This window comes from Caballeronia sp. GAFFF1 (genome assembly GCF_023630705.1).
GTDB lineage: Bacteria > Pseudomonadota > Gammaproteobacteria > Burkholderiales > Burkholderiaceae > Caballeronia.
This window is the reverse complement of the sequence record NZ_JALQEM010000012.1, coordinates 68017-83294: the sequence shown is the minus strand read 5'-3', so window position 1 is coordinate 83294 and position 15278 is coordinate 68017. Positions and strand designations below refer to the sequence as shown.

At 63.5% G+C, this 15278-nt stretch carries 13 protein-coding genes and 1 tRNA gene; 2 read left to right on the top strand and 12 right to left on the bottom strand.

Annotation, left to right across the window (positions count from 1 at the left end; all coding sequences use genetic code 11):
- Nucleotides 1–45: 45 nt before the first annotated feature.
- The 7 genes from thrS to NCR37_RS05375 form a co-directional block, all read right to left on the bottom strand.
- A complete protein-coding gene (thrS, locus tag NCR37_RS05405; RefSeq protein WP_250472103.1) occupies nt 46–1953 on the bottom strand; it encodes a threonine--tRNA ligase in 1908 nt (635 codons plus the stop codon).
- A gap of 301 nt (nt 1954–2254) precedes the next feature.
- Nucleotides 2255–2331, bottom strand: a tRNA-Val gene (locus NCR37_RS05400).
- 117 nt (nt 2332–2448) lie between these two features.
- Nucleotides 2449–4671 (bottom strand): RelA/SpoT family protein, encoded by a 2223-nt coding sequence (locus tag NCR37_RS05395; protein WP_250472102.1) that lies wholly within the window; start codon nt 4669–4671, stop codon nt 2449–2451.
- Nucleotides 4672–4706: 35 nt separating this feature from the next.
- Nucleotides 4707–5060 carry a RidA family protein gene (locus NCR37_RS05390; protein WP_175940075.1) on the bottom strand — a complete coding sequence of 118 codons (354 nt, stop codon included), beginning with the start codon at nt 5058–5060 and terminating at the stop codon, nt 4707–4709.
- A 62-nt stretch (nt 5061–5122) separates the two neighbouring features.
- A complete protein-coding gene (locus NCR37_RS05385; RefSeq protein ID WP_250472101.1) occupies nt 5123–6043 on the bottom strand; it encodes an alpha/beta fold hydrolase in 921 nt (306 codons plus the stop codon).
- 152 nt (nt 6044–6195) lie between these two features.
- Complete coding sequence (locus tag NCR37_RS05380; protein ID WP_250472100.1) at nt 6196–6837, bottom strand: CoA transferase subunit B; 642 nt, start codon at nt 6835–6837, stop codon at nt 6196–6198.
- A 2-nt stretch (nt 6838–6839) separates the two neighbouring features.
- Nucleotides 6840–7544, bottom strand: coding sequence for a CoA transferase subunit A (locus tag NCR37_RS05375; protein ID WP_250472099.1), 705 nt, complete (start codon nt 7542–7544; stop codon nt 6840–6842).
- A gap of 187 nt (nt 7545–7731) precedes the next feature.
- Between NCR37_RS05375 and NCR37_RS05370 the strand changes: the two genes are divergently transcribed.
- Nucleotides 7732–8277 carry a LuxR C-terminal-related transcriptional regulator gene (locus tag NCR37_RS05370; RefSeq protein ID WP_175940071.1) on the top strand — a complete coding sequence of 182 codons (546 nt, stop codon included), beginning with the start codon at nt 7732–7734 and terminating at the stop codon, nt 8275–8277.
- Between the two features lie 9 nt (nt 8278–8286).
- On the opposite strand, the gene NCR37_RS05365 is transcribed toward NCR37_RS05370, so the two are convergent.
- Both NCR37_RS05365 and NCR37_RS05360 read right to left on the bottom strand, forming a co-directional pair.
- A complete protein-coding gene (locus NCR37_RS05365) occupies nt 8287–8745 on the bottom strand; it encodes an acyl-CoA thioesterase (protein ID WP_250472098.1) in 459 nt (152 codons plus the stop codon).
- Between the two features lie 55 nt (nt 8746–8800).
- Complete coding sequence (locus NCR37_RS05360; protein ID WP_175940069.1) at nt 8801–9574, bottom strand: SDR family oxidoreductase; 774 nt, start codon at nt 9572–9574, stop codon at nt 8801–8803.
- A 213-nt stretch (nt 9575–9787) separates the two neighbouring features.
- On the opposite strand from NCR37_RS05360, the gene NCR37_RS05355 reads away from it, so the two are divergent.
- The gene (locus NCR37_RS05355) at nt 9788–11461 is read left to right on the top strand and encodes an electron transfer flavoprotein-ubiquinone oxidoreductase (protein WP_250472097.1); all 1674 of its coding nucleotides are present in this window, start codon (nt 9788–9790) and stop codon (nt 11459–11461) included.
- Nucleotides 11462–11503: 42 nt separating this feature from the next.
- Here the strand turns inward: NCR37_RS05355 and aroC are convergent, their stop codons facing one another.
- The 3 genes from aroC to NCR37_RS05340 all read right to left on the bottom strand — a co-directional run bounded on the left by aroC (nt 11504) and on the right by NCR37_RS05340 (nt 15254).
- Nucleotides 11504–12610, bottom strand: a complete 1107-nt coding sequence (gene aroC / locus NCR37_RS05350; RefSeq protein WP_250472096.1) for a chorismate synthase — start codon at nt 12608–12610, stop codon at nt 11504–11506.
- A 66-nt stretch (nt 12611–12676) separates the two neighbouring features.
- On the bottom strand, nt 12677–14629 hold the full coding sequence (locus tag NCR37_RS05345) for an MFS transporter (protein WP_250472095.1): 1953 nt from the start codon (nt 14627–14629) through the stop codon (nt 12677–12679).
- A gap of 157 nt (nt 14630–14786) precedes the next feature.
- The gene (locus NCR37_RS05340) at nt 14787–15254 is read right to left on the bottom strand and encodes a CBS domain-containing protein (protein WP_175940065.1); all 468 of its coding nucleotides are present in this window, start codon (nt 15252–15254) and stop codon (nt 14787–14789) included.
- Nucleotides 15255–15278 lie beyond the last annotated feature (24 nt).

Here is a 15278-nt window from a genome sequence, read left to right as displayed (position 1 = left end):
TACGTTTCCTCTAAAGATGAAAAAACTAGCCGCGCTGCGAGTGACTTACTTGAACGCCCGCACTTCCTGCTGCAGACGTTCGAGGAATGCGCCGACCGGCATGACGCCGAGATCGACACCGCCACGAGCACGCACGGCCACGGTTTGCGCTTCACGCTCTTTGTCCCCGACAACCAGCAAATACGGGACCTTTTGCAGCGTGTGCTCGCGTATTTTATAGCTAATCTTCTCGTTGCGCAAATCGGCCTCAACTCTAAGCCCTTGTTTTTGCAACGATTGGACGAGCGATGCCGCGTACTCGGCCTGACTTTCGGCAATATTCAGCACGACTGCCTGCACAGGCGCGAGCCACGGCGGCATCGCACCGGCATGGTGCTCGATCAGGATGCCGAGGAAACGCTCCATCGAACCCACGATCGCGCGGTGAAGCATGACCGGGCGGCGGCGGCTGTTGTCCTCCGCGACGTACTCTGCGCCAAGACGCTCCGGCAGCACCATGTCGAGCTGCAGCGTGCCGCACTGCCAGGACCGGCCGAGCGCGTCCTTGATGTGATACTCGATCTTCGGTCCGTAGAACGCGCCCTCGCCCGCGAGTTCTTCCCACTTGAGACCGCAGGCGGTCAGTGCTTCACGCAGCCCCTGCTCCGCGCGATCCCAGGTTTCGTCGGTGCCCGCGCGCTGCTCGGGACGCAGCGACAGCTTGATGTCGATGTGCTCGAAGCCGAAGTCCTTGTACACGCTCATGGCAAGCGTGTTGAAGGCAATCGACTCGGCGATGAACTGGTCTTCGGTGCAGAAGATGTGCGCGTCGTCCTGAACGAAGCCACGCACGCGCATGAGACCGTGCAGCGCGCCCGACGGTTCGTTGCGATGGCACGAGCCGAACTCCGCGTAGCGCAGCGGCAGATCGCGATACGAGCGCAGGCCGTGGTTGAACACCTGCACGTGCCCCGGACAGTTCATCGGCTTGATCGCGTAGTCGCGCTTTTCCGATTCGGTCGTGAACATGTTTTCACGATAGTTTTGCCAGTGACCGGACGCTTCCCACAGCGAACGGTCCATGACCATCGGAGTCTTGATCTCCAGATAGCCGGCTTCGTTCACGCGGCGGCGCATGTACTGCTCGACCTGTTGCCACAGCGACCAGCCCTTCGGATGCCAGAACACCATGCCCGGCGCCTCGTCCTGCAAGTGGAACAGGTCGAGCTGCTTGCCGAGCTTGCGATGGTCGCGCTTTTCCGCTTCCTCGAGCATGTGGAGATACTGGTCCTGGTCTTCCTTCTTGGTCCAGGCAGTACCGTAGATGCGCTGCAGTTGCTCGTTCTTCGAATCGCCGCGCCAGTACGCGCCGGCGACCTTCATCAGCTTGAAAACCTTGAGCTTGCCGGTAGACGGCACGTGCGGGCCACGGCACAGGTCGATAAAGTTGCCGTGCGAGTAGAGCCGAATCTCGTCGGATTCCGGAATCGACGAGATGATTTCGGCCTTGTACTGCTCGCCGATGCTCTTGAAGTACTCCACCGCCTCGTCGCGCGAGACGACGCGGCGCGACACCGGTTCGTCCTTCTTCGCGATTTCCTGCATGCGCTTCTCGATCTTCTCGAGGTCTTCGGGCGTGAAAGGACGGCTGTACGAGAAGTCGTAGTAAAAGCCGTTGTCGATGACCGGCCCGATCGTCACCTGCGCTTCAGGAAACAGGTCCTTGACCGCATAGGCGAGCAAGTGCGCCGTGGAATGGCGAACGACATCCACGCCTTCTGGATCTTTGTCGGTGACGATGGCGAGCGAAGAATCGTGGTCGATCACGAAGGACGTATCGACGAGCTCGCCGTTCAGCTTGCCGGCGAGCGCCGCCTTGGCGAGGCCCGCGCCGATCGATGCCGCGACTTCCGCGACGGTCACCGGGTGGTCGTATTGGCGGACCGACCCATCAGGCAAACGTACCGAAACCATTTCGTTCTCCAGGACGCCGGCGCACGCCGAGCGAGTTCGAATAAGCACTGGCCCGCGGCGTCGAGAAACAGAAACCGAGGGACAAAAAAAATGCGGCCCCACTTTCGAGGGGCCGCATTCACTTTTCACACATACCGCGAAACAAAAGGGCAGAAGGCGAAAGAGGTCCTCGACTAGCGTCGCTCCGAATATGCTTCGGTCAACGTTCGAAGTGCCATTTCTTTGTTCGCCTTTTGCGCCTTCGCGCTTCTTGCGGAGTGAAACTCCGTGAACCGATGATTCGCCGAAGTCTCGTTTTCGTTGGTAGGCTCGATTGGACTCGAACCAACGACCCCCACCATGTCAAGGTGGTGCTCTAACCAGCTGAGCTACGAGCCTGAAAGAAGTGAGATTATATGGAGCATTTCGTATTTCGGCAAGTGTTTCTGTACATGAATCGCGAAAATATTCGCCGATCCGTTTAACTTTCCGCGCGATGAGTCTAGGCGCGCCCCGCTAGGCACGCCGCGACGCGCGGATCACGCCCGGAACTTCGCCGAGCAGCGTGCACGCGCGCTGGATCTGCGCCGCGTTCGACACCTCGACCGTGAACTGCATGAACGCGATGTTCCGCCGGCTCTGGCTCTTCACGCCGATCACGTTCATCTTCTCCCGCGCAAATACTTCCGAGATATCGCGCAGCAGCCCCTGCCGGTCCGTCGACTCCACCGCGAGGTCCACCGGATACACCGACGATCCGCGGCCGTTCATCACCTCGGCGGACCACGTCGTATGCAGCACGCGCTCGGGCGAGCGATGCGCCATGCGCTGGAACGTCGCGCAGTCGGTGCGGTGAATCGACATGCCTTTGCCGCGCGTGACGAATCCGGCGATCGGATCGGGCGGCGCGGGACGGCAGCAGCGCGCGAGCTGCGTGAGCAACGCATCGACGCCGACGACCAGCACGCCCGTCGACGCGCCGTGCGCCACGCTTTGCCCGCTGCTGCGCTTTTCGAACTGCGCGGGCGCTTCCGGCTCCGGCTCGGGCGGCGGCGCATCCGAGAGCGCCTGCTCGATGTTCCGAAGGCTGAACTCGTCCTTCGCGACGACCGCGTAGAGCTCCTCGGGCGCCTTGAAGCCCAGCTTGGCCGCGAGCTGATCCAGATTGACCGACGTCTTGCCTTCGCGCTGCAAGGTCTTTTCGACGATCGCGCGGCCCTGCGCGACATTCTCAGCCGCGTCGATCGCGTTGAACCAGGCGCGCACTTTCTGCCGCGCGCGCGGGCTATGCAGATAGCCGAGCTGCGGATTGAGCCAGTCGCGCGACGGTCCGCCCTCCTTCACCGCGATGATCTCGACCGTCTGCCCGTTCTGCAGCGGCGTGTTGAGCGGCACCATCGCGCCATCGACACGCGCGCCCCGGCAGCGATGCCCGAGCTCGCTATGCAGGTGGTACGCGAAATCGACAGCCGTCGAACCGTGCGGCAGCGCGATCACGCGCGCCTGCGGCGTCAGCACGTAGATGTGGTCGTCGTCGAGCGTGGCGTCGCGCAGATGCTGCCAGCCGGGACGATCGCCCTCCACGTCGTCTTTCCACGCGAGAAGCTGACGCAGCCAGGCAATCTTTTCGTCGTACTTCTCGCTTGCCATGACCTGGCCCGCGTAGCCGCGCGCCCCGGCCTCCTTGTAACGCCAGTGCGCGGCCACGCCGTACTCGGCGAACTGATGCATCTCGTGCGTGCGGATCTGCACTTCGAATGCGCGTCCGTCGTCGCCGACGACCACCGTATGCAGCGATTTGTAGCCGTTCGGCTTCGGCCGCGAGATGTAATCGTCGAATTCGCGCGGCACCGGCTGCCACAGGTTATGCACGATGCCGAGCACCGTGTAGCAATCCTTGATATCGCCGACGATCACGCGGAACGCGCGCACGTCGTTCAGTTCCGAGAAGTCGAGATGCTTGCCGCGCATCTTCTTCCAGATGCTATAGATATGCTTCGGCCGGCCGCTCACTTCGGCCTTGATGTGCGCGGTGTCGAGTTCCTTTTGCAGCTGCGCGATCGCCTCGGTCACATACGATTCGCGCTCGATGCGCTTTTCGTCGAGCAACTTCGCGATGCGCTTGTACGTGACGGGATCCTCGAAGCGAAACGACAGGTCTTCGAGCTCCCACTTCAGTTGCCAGATGCCGAGGCGGTTGGCGAGCGGCGCATAGATGTCGAGCGTCTCGCGCGGCACCTCGGGCGGCGGCTCGGTCTTGTTCGCGGCGTGGTAGCGCAGCGTCTGCAGGCGCGAAGCGAGCCGGATGAGCACGACGCGAATATCCTGCGCGAACGCGAGCAGCATCTTGCGCAGCGATTCGACCTGCGCGCGCCGCGCCGCCTGCGCGTCGCGTGTGTTGTCGGGCAACGCGGCGAGCGTCGCACGGGAACTGACCGAGCCGAGGCGCAAGAGCTTGCGCACGTCGCTCACGAGCCGCTGCACTTCCGGCCCGAAGCGTTCGGCAATCAAGGTCTCGGGATGGTCGAGATGCGGCGCGAGCGCGAACAACGCGGCGGCGGCGACCGCATGCGGGTCGACGTTGAGCGTCTGCATGATGCGCGCGGTGCCCGCGGCGTGGTCCGCCAGCATTTCGCCCGTGGAGAGCCGCGCGTCCTTTGCGTGCTCGCGCACGAACGCGAGCGCGTCGTCGAACGACGGCTCGGGCAGCGTGTCAGCGGGGACGGTGCTCTCGGTCATACGGTAAAGCCGCGACGGCCGTGCTGCTCACCGGTTCAGCTACGCTGCGCAGCCACCACGACGACTTCGACGAGGCAGGCCGGGTTCGCGAGCTTCGCCTCGACGGTGGCGCGCGGCGGCGTGTGGCCCGGCGCGACCCAAGCGTCCCATACGGCGTTCATCCCGGCGAAATGCACCATGTCCGAGATGAAGATCTGCACGGACAACAGGTGCGACTTGTCGCTGTTCGCCTCTTCGAGCAGACGGTCGATGTGGCCCAGCACTTCGCGCGTCTGGCCGGTGATGTCCTGATCCGTGTCCTCCGCGATCTGGCCTGCGAGATACACGGTGCCGTTGTGAATGGCGATCTCGGAAAGGCGCGCGCCGACGTGATGACGAGTAACTGCCATGGGTTATCCAGTCCTGTGATGAGTTCAAAAACGAGACAGAGCGTCACGCGCTCAGCCCGATATTATGCCCCGCGGGCCTCGTTTTCGAGAAAGAAGCGCCGCGCGACGGCGATCTGATCGCTGTCGAGAAACGCGGGCGCATGGCCGGCGTTGGGCACTTCCACGCTCGATACCGCCTGCCCCTTCTCGACCATCTGCGCGACGGTCTCGCGCGACAGCAGGTCTGAGCTTTCGCCGCGCACCACGAGCACCGGCGTCGCGATCGATGCGAACGAATGCCACAGAAACGCTTCGCCCGCAGCGTTCTGTTCGTCCGTGGCCTCGGAAAACGGCGCGGCGATGCCCGGGTCGTAGCGGAACGTCCACGCGCCGTCGCGCTCATGCAAGAGCGGCGCGTTGATGCCCGCCCATTCCTCGTCCGTGAGCTGCCCGAAGGACGCCGCGAGCGCCGCCGCCTGCCGGATGCCTTCGTCGAGCGATGCAAAACGCGCAGGCTTGCCGAGATAGCTGCGAATACGCTCGAGCGCCACCGGCTCGATATGCGGCCCGACATCGTTCAGGAGCAGCTTGCGGATCGGCGTGTTCTTCAATCCGCCGAGCACCATGCCGATCAGCCCGCCCATCGACGTGCCGAACCAGTCGACTGTTTCCACATTGAGCCGCGCGATCAGCGTGACCATGTCGGCGACGTATTGCGCGAGACCGTAGTAACGCGAGTCGGCGAGCCAGTCCGACAGGCCGCGGCCAACTACGTCCGGACACACCACGCGATACTCCGCCGCGAACGCCTGCGCGACCTTGTCGAAGTCGCGGCCCGAGCGCGTCAGCCCATGCACGCACAGCAGCACGCGTGGATTGGCCGGATCGCCCCACTCGGTGTAGGCCATGCGATGCAGCCCCGCCGGACTCGCGCACTGCACAAAACGCTGGCGCGGCGCGGTGAGCGTGGAATGCGATGCTTCGACGACGATGGATGCGCTCATGGAGATTCCTCGTGGAAGATGTCCGAACGATTCTAAAGCGTCCGGCGCGCCGCCGAGCAGTTAGCCGAACGGACGATGCTTCGCGCGGCGCAAAAGCAAAGCGGGCGAAGCCTTCCGCCCCGCCCGCTTCAGAACCGCGTTCTTTTGCGAACTTACTGCGCGCTGCTGACGTCGAGCGGCGCGCCGGTCTTGCGCTGAATCTCTTCGACGGTCACGCCGTCGGCGAGTTCGACCAGCTTCAGCCCGTTATCGGTCACGTCGATCACGCCGAGATCGGTAATGATGCGGTCCACGACGCCCACGCCCGTCAGCGGCAGCGTGCACTCTTCGAGAATCTTGTGCTGGTCGCCCTTCGCCACGTGTTCCATCAGCACGACGACGCGCTTCACGCCCGCGACGAGATCCATCGCGCCGCCCATGCCCTTGATCATCTTGCCGGGGATCATCCAGTTGGCGAGGTCGCCCTTCTTGCTGATCTGCATCGCGCCGAGAATCGCGAGGTTGATGTGGCCGCCGCGAATCATCGCGAACGAATCCGCCGACGAAAAGATCGACGAACCCGGCAGCGTCGTCACCGTCTGCTTGCCCGCGTTGATGAGATCGGCGTCGACTTCTTCCTCGGTCGGCGACGGCCCGATGCCGAGCAGCCCGTTCTCCGATTGCAGCCACACTTCGACGCCCGGCGGCACGTGGTTCGCGACGAGCGTCGGCAAGCCGATGCCCAGGTTTACGTAGAAGCCGTCCTGCAATTCCTTCGCCGCACGCGCGGCCATCTGGTCACGAGTCCAAGCCATGGTCATTCTCCTTTCGCGCGGACGATGCGTTGTTCGATGCGCTTTTCCGGATGCGCATTCAGGACGAGCCGTTGCACGAAAATGCCCGGCGTGTGGATCGCGTCCGGATCGAGTTCGCCGACTTCCACGATCTCTTCCACTTCCGCGACCGTGATCTTGCCGGCCATCGCGCACATCGGATTGAAGTTGCGCGCCGTGCGGCGATAGATCAGATTGCCCGACTTGTCGGCTTTCCACGCCTTGACGAGCCCGACGTCCGCCGTCAGCGAATGCTCCAGCACGTAGTGGTTCTCGCCGAACTGGCGCGTTTCCTTGCCTTCCGCGATGATCGTGCCGTAGCCGGTGTTCGTGAAAAACGCCGGAATGCCCGCGCCGCCCGCGCGCAGCTTTTCGGCGAGCGTGCCCTGCGGCGTGAATTCCAGTTCGAGCTCGCCGGCCAGATATTGCCGCTCGAATTCCTTGTTCTCGCCCACGTAGGACGAAATCATCTTCTTGATCTGGCGCGTCTCCAGCAGCAGGCCGAGACCGAATCCGTCGACGCCCGCGTTGTTGCTGATGCACGTGATGTCCTTCACGCCCGAATCGCGCAGCGCGGCGATCAGCGCCTCCGGAATGCCGCACAAGCCGAATCCGCCGACGGCGAACGTCTGCCCGTCCTTGACGATGTCATCGAGCGCCGCTTTCGCGCTGGGATAGACCTTGTTCATCTGTTTGTCCCTTCCATGTTGAACCCGACTGAGAACCGGTTTTCGCGCCGCCAGACACCGTGTTGCGGCGCTTTGATTTGGCCCAAAGGGTACGCTGCGCGGTCCATCCTGCACAATACGCAAAAATACATAAGTCATTGCCCGCGCCCGTCGTTGCTTGCGACGCCGGCCGGGCGCCGGAATCGACATGCGTGAACTGGACTATCAAACCGCGTTTCATCTTGCGCCCGTCGGGCTGGTGTTGTCGCGAGAGCGCACCATCGAAGACTGCAACGAGGAGGTCTGCGCGATTTTCGGCGCGACCCGCGAGACGCTCATCGGCTGCTCGTTCGAGGTGCTCTATCCGACGCCGGACGAATTCGCGCGCATCGGCGAGCGCATCGCGGCGCATATCAGCGGCCGCGGCACCTACAGCGACGACCGCATCATGAAACGCGCGAACGGCGAACTGTTCTGGTGCCACGTGACCGGCCGCGCGCTCGACCGCGCCGCGCCGCATGCGGCGGGCGTCTGGACGTTCGAGGACCTGAGCGCGACGCGGCGCGTCGCCATCGAACTGACGCCGCGCGAACGCGAGATCGCCGCGCAGCTCGTCACGGGAAAGACCAGCAAGCAGATCGGCCGCGTGCTCGATATCAGCCCGCGCACCGTGGATATCTACCGTGCGCGGCTCATGCGCAAATACGACACCGGCAACGCAACCGAGTTACTGCAGCGGCTGCTCGGCAACTGACCCGCGTGGTCAGGATGCGACCGGCGCCGCCGTTTCGATCATCTGACGCAGCACGTCGGGAATCGGCACCGACTTGCCTGCCGCGTAGTCCACCCACACGACCTTCGCCGCGCCCCGCGCGTACAGCGTGCCTGGCGCATCGGCGCGATACAGCTCGAAGCGCGTATCGAAACTGCTGCGTCCCGGCTTGCCGACCGACATGCGCGCGATGACGTCGCCGGGATAATGCAGCTGCTTCAGAAACTCCATCGACGCATTCACGATGACGGGCCCCTGGCCCTCGCCGTTGCCGCCCGCCGCGCCGATGTGCTCGAACCAGGAAATGCGGACCTGCTCCATGTAGCGGAAGTAGACCGTGTTATTGACGTGCCCGAAGGCGTCCATGTCGCCCCAGCGAATGGGCATGGACATCTCGAAGACCGTGTGAAATTCGGGGTCCGCGTTCGTGGGCGTATGGGTGTTGCTCATTCAACCTTCCAGTGTCTGAAAACAGCGCGCCGCGCGGCGTTTGCCTGCGCGATGCTCATAGTGAAAAACCGTCGTCCGCCGAAATGACCGAGCCGTTCATGAACTGCGATTCGTCGGCCGCGAGCAGCAGCAACAGGCCGTCGAGGTCTTCGGGCGCACCGACGCGCCGGCGCGGCAGCATCGACACGAGCTTCTGGCCCTGCTCGGTCTTCCAGTGGTGATGATTGATCTCGGTGTCGATATAACCGGGGCAGATCGCGTTCACGTTGATGCCGTGGCGGCCCCATTCCATTGCCATGGCCTTGGTCATCTGCACGACGGCGGCCTTGCTCATGGAATACAGGCCGATTTGCGGAAACACGCGCAGCCCCGCCACGGAGGCGATGTTGATGATGCGATAAGCGGGCTTGGCCGCGCCGTTGCCGCGCATGATCATGCGCTTGGCCACTTCCTGCGCGACGAAGAACGCGCCGCGCACGTTCGTGCCGAAGACGAACTCGAAGTCCGCCGGCGTCACGTCGGTCAGCTTCTGCGTGGTGGAGACGCCCGAATTATTGACGAGAATATCGATAGTACCGGCTTCCGTCTCGGCGTGCGCAACGGCGGCTTTGACGCTCAGGTAGTCCGTGACGTCGAGCGAAACGACGTGCGCGGCGCCCCCGGACGCCTCGATTTCGGCGCGCAGTTCCTTCAGCCGCTCGACGCGGCGGCTCGCGAGCACCACTTTCGCGCCCGCCTGCGACAGCACCTGCGCGAAACGCTTCCCGAGCCCACTGGACGCGCCGGTAATCAGCGCGACCTTGCCTTCCAGGTTGATCGAACGGCCCATTGTGCTTCCTTCTTGTACGGTTGATTCAGCCTTGCGAGGGACGCGGGCAGCGCGAGGCGCGCGGTCGCGCCACTTGGCGTAGACACCGATACCACGGTATCACGAAAAATAGTACGATCGTGCAGATCAAGACACCTTCGGTTGCAGCCCGCCTGACGTTCGCTGACAATACGCGATCTTGGAAGGCCATTCTAACGGTAGAGAGGAACATTGATGACCCCGGCGAGCCTTATCGAGCAATACGGTCCCCGCGAATCGATGGAATACGACGTGGTGATCGTCGGCGGCGGCCCAGCGGGTTTGTCGGCTGCGATTCGCCTGAAGCAACTGGCGGCGGAAAATGGCGTCGAGATCGGCGTCTGCGTGCTGGAGAAAGGCTCGGAGGTCGGCGCGCACATTCTCTCGGGCGCGGTGATGGACCCGCGCGGCCTCACGGAGCTTATCCCCGACTGGAAGGAACAGGGCGCGCCGCTCGACGTCGAAGTGACCGAAGACCGGTTCCTGTTCCTGTCGCCGACCGGCGCGAAGCAGGTCCCGAACTGGCTGCTTCCCGACAACTTCAAGAATCACGGCAACTACGTCGTGAGCCTGGGCAATGTCACGCGCTGGCTTGGGCAGCAGGCCGAAGCGCTCGGCGTCGAAATTTTTCCCGGCTTTCCGGCAGCGGAAGTGCTCTATGCCGACGACGGCTCGGTGCGCGGCGTCGTTACCGGCAACATGGGCGTCGGCAAAGACGGCCAACCGACCGACAACTTCCAGCTCGGCATGGAACTGCACGCCAAGTACACGCTCTTCTGCGAGGGCGCGCGCGGGCATCTCGGGCGCCAGCTTATCGACAAGTTCAAGCTCAATCAGAATGCCGATCCGCAGGTATACGGCATCGGCATCAAGGAATTGTGGGAGATCGATCCGGTCAAGCACAAGCCGGGACTCGTGATTCACACGGCCGGCTGGCCGCTGGAACCCGATACCTACGGCGGGTCGTTCCTCTACCACATGGACAACAATCAGGTGGTGGTCGGCTTCGTGGTCGGGCTCGGGTATTCGAATCCGTATTTGTCGCCGTTCGAGGAATTCCAGCGTTACAAGACGCACCCGTCGATCCGCGGATTTTTGGAAGGCGGCAAGCGCCTGTCCTACGGCGCGCGGGCGATCACCGCGGGCGGTCTAATGTCGCTGCCGAAGCTCACGTTCCCGGGCGGCGCGCTCGCTGGCGACGACGCCGGTTTCCTGAACGCGTCGCGAATCAAGGGCAGCCACGCAGCGATCAAGACCGGCAAGATGGCCGCCGAAGCCGCGTTCGACGCCGTGCAGGCCGGACGTCAGGCCGACGAACTGACCGCGTACCCGGAAGCATTCGAGAACTCCTGGCTCAAGACCGAGCTCTACCGGGCGCGCAATTTCAAGCAGTGGATGAGCAAGGGCCTGTACCTCGGCTCGTTCATGGTCGGGCTGGAGCAGAAAGTGATGGGCGGCAACGTGCCGTGGACGCTGCATCATCAGCATTGGGATCATGAGATGCTGAAGCCGGCGTCGCAGTGCAAGCCGATCGTGTATCCGAAGCCTGACGGCAAGCTCACGTTCGATCGCCTCTCGTCCGTGTTTATCTCAAACACGAATCACGAAGAAAATCAGCCAGCGCATCTGACGCTGAAAGATCCGAGCGTGCCGGTCAACGTAAATTTGCGGACGTATGCCGGTCCCGAAGGCCGCTACTGCCCCGCAGCGGTCTACGAATTCGTGAAATCGGAAGACGGCAGCGACCGGCTGCAGATCAACGCGCAGAACTGCGTTCACTGCAAAACGTGCGATATCAAGGACCCGACGCAGAATATCGTCTGGGTGACGCCGGAGGGCGGCGGCGGGCCGAACTATCCGAACATGTGACGAGAGCGCCGGTTTCCAGACCGGCGCTCTTTTTATGCGGCGTTACTTGCCCGGTACGTGCGCGGGAATCTTCGGCGTGGCGACGGTCACATCGCCGCATTGCGCGCGGTGCCGCAGCGCGTGGTCCATCAGCACCAGCGCGAGCAGCGCCTCCGCGATGGGCGTCGCGCGGATGCCGACGCACGGATCATGGCGCCCGAACGTCTCGACCGTCGCGGGCGCGCCGTTCTTGTCGACGGACTGACGCGGCGTGCGGATGCTCGACGTCGGCTTGATCGCGATGGACACGGTGATGTCCTGCCCGCTCGAAATACCGCCCAGGATGCCGCCCGCGTGATTGGTGGCGAAGCCTTCGGGCGTCATCTCGTCGCCGTGCTGCGAGCCGCGTTGCGCGACGCTCGCGAATCCCGCGCCGATCTCCACGCCCTTCACAGCGTTGATGCCCATCATTGCATGGGCGATGTCGGCATCCAGCCGGTCGTAGAGCGGTTCGCCGAGTCCGACGGGCACGCCGCTCGCCACCACTTCGATGCGCGCGCCGACCGAATCGCCATCGCGGCGCAGTGCGTCCATGTACGCTTCGAGCTGCGGCAGGACATCCGCGTTCGGCGCGAAGAACGGATTCTCGCGCACGTGATTCCAGTCGACGAACGGAATCGGAATTTCGCCGAGCGCGCTCATGTAACCGCGCGTCTCGATGCCGAACTTCTCGCGCAGCCACTTCTTCGCAACCGCGCCCGCCGCGACCGTCGGCGCAGTCAGGCGCGCGGATGACCGCCCGCCGCCGCGATAGTCGCGCACGCCGTACTTCTGCCAGTAGGTGTAGTCCGCGTGACCCGGACGGAACGTCTCGGCAATGTTGCCGTAGTCCTTGCTGCGCTGGTCCGTGTTACGGATCAGGAGCGCGATGGGCGTGCCCGTGGTGACGCCTTCGAACACGCCCGAAAGAATCTCGACCTGATCGGCTTCCTGCCGCTGCGTCACGTGGCGCGACGTGCCCGGACGGCGTCGGTCCAGTTCCACCTGAATGTCGGCTTCGGTGAGCGCCATGCCCGGCGGGCAGCCGTCGATCACGCAGCCGATCGCCGGTCCATGCGATTCGCCAAAATTCGTGACGGTGAAGAGCGTGCCAAGGGTGTTGCCGGACATGAGCGTCGACCTGCGAGAAGTGTCGGGGAAGAACGCTATTATGCCAGCGCCGTCTGGCGTCTACCGCTATCGCCGCGCGCCGCGCAGCGCCGTCACGCGGTCCTGCAAATGCTGCGGCGTCGCGTCTTCCGGCGCGATGGGCTCGCCCACCGCCAGCGTCAGACGCGTCATCACGCCCCGCCGAATGGGACGCGGCCACTGCGCGTTCTGATCGCGCGAGAAGACGCTGCCCCACAGCCCGCGCAGCGCCATCGGCACGACGGGCGCCGGATGCCGCCGCAAAATCTCCGAGATACCGTGCCTGAACGGGTTCATGTCCCCGGTACGCGTCAGTTTCCCCTCGGGGAAAATGCAGATCAGATCGCCGTCTTCGAGCGCCCGCTGGCATGACTGATACGCGCGCGCCAGCAGTTCCGCGTCCTCGTGCGCAGGCGCGATCGGGATCGCCTTCACATGACGGAACAGCCAGCCGATGAACGGCGTGCGAAAGATGCGGTGATCCATCACGAAGCGGATCGGCCGCGGACTCTCGGCCATGATGACGACCGCATCCACGTAACTGACGTGATTGCACACGAGTACCGCCGCGCCGTGCGACGGAATGCGCGCGGCGTCGACCAGGCGAATGCGATAGAACGTGTGCACCAGCATCCACGCGATGAATCGCAGCAGAAACTCGGGCACGAGCGAGTAGATATACACGGCGACGAGCACGTTCAGCAGCGCCGTTACGAGAAAGAGACCGGGAATGCCCACGCCCACCGACGTGAGCGCAAGCGCCATGAGCGCCGAGACGATCATGAAGAACGAATTGAGAATGTTGTTCGCGGCGATGATGCGCGCGCGGTGCGTCGGCTGGCTGCGCGCCTGAATGAGCGCGTAGAGCGGCACGCTGTAGAAGCCGCCGAACATCGCGAGGAGAAACAGGTCCGCGAGAATGCGCCAGTGCCGCAGCACGAGCAGAAATTCGCTGACGTTGAGCAGATGCGGGGCGGGCGCGAGGCGGTGACTCGCGAAGAAAAGGTCGATCGCAAACACGCTGATCCCGATGGACCCGAGCGGCACCAGCCCGATTTCGACGCGGTGCTTCGAGAGCCGCTCGCACAGCAGCGACCCGCTGCCGATGCCGAGCGAAAACGTCGCGAGCAGAATCGTCACCACATCGGGATTCGCGGACAGCACGTCTTTCGCGAAATTGAAGAAGGACGTGAGAAACGTCGCGCCGACGAACCACAGCCACGAAATGCCGAGCAGGCTCAGAAACACGGTTCGGTCCGACCGCGCGAGTTTAAGATTGCGCCACGTCTCGGACACCGGATTCCAGTTGATGCGCAGGTCGCGCTGAGACGCCTCCGATTTCGGCACGAAGCCCGACACGACGCGCCCGACGATCGCGAACGCGAGGCACGCCGCCGCGAGCCACAGCGCGCCGTGCTCCGCCGCGCCCGCCGCGGCCCCGCCGATGATCGTGCCGATGAGAATGGCGACGAACGTGCCCATTTCCACGAGGCCGTTGCCGCCGACGAGTTCGGTGCCTTTCAGATGCTGCGGCAGATAAGCGTATTTCACGGGTCCGAATACGGTCGAATGCACGCCCATCAGGAAGGTGCAGAGGTACAGCAGCGGCGCGCTGTGCAGCAGGAATCCCGCGCCGCCGATCAGCATCACGACGATCTCGAAGCTCTTTACGAGACGCGCGAGCGCGGCCTTGTCGTACTTGTCGGCGATCTGTCCGGAAGTGGCCGAGAACAGCACGAACGGCACGATGAAGATGGCGGAGATCAGAAACGCCGCGGTCTTCGGATCCACGCCGGAAAAGCGCGCCGCCTGAAACGTCACGAGCGACGTAAAGCCGACCTTGAAGACATTGTCGTTCATGGCCCCGAGAAACTGCGTCCAGAAGAACGGTGCGAAGCGGCGCTCGCGCAGCAGACGAAACTGACTCTCGCCTGCGCCGGGCGACTTGCGGGAAGCACGCGGGCCCGCGTCGTTCTTTGCGTTCAACGGGTTGTCACTCATGGGTTATCGGTCAGATTGTGTCTTTGTGTGCTCAAACGCCGGACGAAAAAAAACGCGCCCTTCGGCGCGCTGCGATGTTCCGGCTACTTCGGTATCTCGGCTTCAGCCACTGCAGGCTGCCGCGCGACGACAATGCGCGCGGCATCGAGCCCTGACTTCACCGAACGTTCTGCTGCTCCTGCTGGCCCTGCTCTTCCGGCCAGTCGCGGATATACGCCTTCAACATGCGATTCTCGAAACCCTGCTCCTCGACCACGGCCTTCGCCACGTCGTAGAACGAGATGACGCCCATCAGCGCGCGATTCTCCATGACCGGCAGATAGCGCACGTGATGCTCCAGCATCATGCGGCGAATTTCGTTCACGTCGGTTTCCGGCGTGCAGGTGAGCGGATGGTCGTCCATGACCTTGCGGATGGTCGTGGTGCCGACGCCGCCGCCGTTCTCGCGCAGCGTGAGGATGATTTCGCGGAAAGTCAGCATGCCGACCAGATCGCCGTACTCCATGACGACCAGCGAGCCGATGTCGTGCGCCGCCATGACGTTGATCGCGTCGGAGAGCGGCGTATCGGGCGTAACGGTGAATAGCGCGTTGCCCTTCACCTTCAGAATGTCGCTGACTCGCATGACTTTCTCCTTGCGAAATGCCTG

Excerpts from the sequence above, each read along its gene's own strand:
- thrS (WP_250472103.1), bottom strand. The coding sequence starts at position 1,953 with ATGGTTTCGGTACGTTTGCCTGATGGGTCGGTCCGCCAATACGACCAC.
- NCR37_RS05395 (WP_250472102.1), bottom strand. The coding sequence starts at position 4,671 with ATGACCGAGAGCACCGTCCCCGCTGACACGCTGCCCGAGCCGTCGTTC.
- NCR37_RS05390 (WP_175940075.1), bottom strand. The coding sequence starts at position 5,060 with ATGGCAGTTACTCGTCATCACGTCGGCGCGCGCCTTTCCGAGATCGCC.
- NCR37_RS05385 (WP_250472101.1), bottom strand. The coding sequence starts at position 6,043 with ATGAGCGCATCCATCGTCGTCGAAGCATCGCATTCCACGCTCACCGCG.
- NCR37_RS05380 (WP_250472100.1), bottom strand. The coding sequence starts at position 6,837 with ATGGCTTGGACTCGTGACCAGATGGCCGCGCGTGCGGCGAAGGAATTG.
- NCR37_RS05375 (WP_250472099.1), bottom strand. The coding sequence starts at position 7,544 with ATGAACAAGGTCTATCCCAGCGCGAAAGCGGCGCTCGATGACATCGTC.
- NCR37_RS05370 (WP_175940071.1), top strand. The coding sequence starts at position 7,732 with ATGCGTGAACTGGACTATCAAACCGCGTTTCATCTTGCGCCCGTCGGG.
- NCR37_RS05365 (WP_250472098.1), bottom strand. The coding sequence starts at position 8,745 with ATGAGCAACACCCATACGCCCACGAACGCGGACCCCGAATTTCACACG.
- NCR37_RS05360 (WP_175940069.1), bottom strand. The coding sequence starts at position 9,574 with ATGGGCCGTTCGATCAACCTGGAAGGCAAGGTCGCGCTGATTACCGGC.
- NCR37_RS05355 (WP_250472097.1), top strand. The coding sequence starts at position 9,788 with ATGACCCCGGCGAGCCTTATCGAGCAATACGGTCCCCGCGAATCGATG.
- aroC (WP_250472096.1), bottom strand. The coding sequence starts at position 12,610 with ATGTCCGGCAACACCCTTGGCACGCTCTTCACCGTCACGAATTTTGGC.
- NCR37_RS05345 (WP_250472095.1), bottom strand. The coding sequence starts at position 14,629 with ATGAGTGACAACCCGTTGAACGCAAAGAACGACGCGGGCCCGCGTGCT.
- NCR37_RS05340 (WP_175940065.1), bottom strand. The coding sequence starts at position 15,254 with ATGCGAGTCAGCGACATTCTGAAGGTGAAGGGCAACGCGCTATTCACC.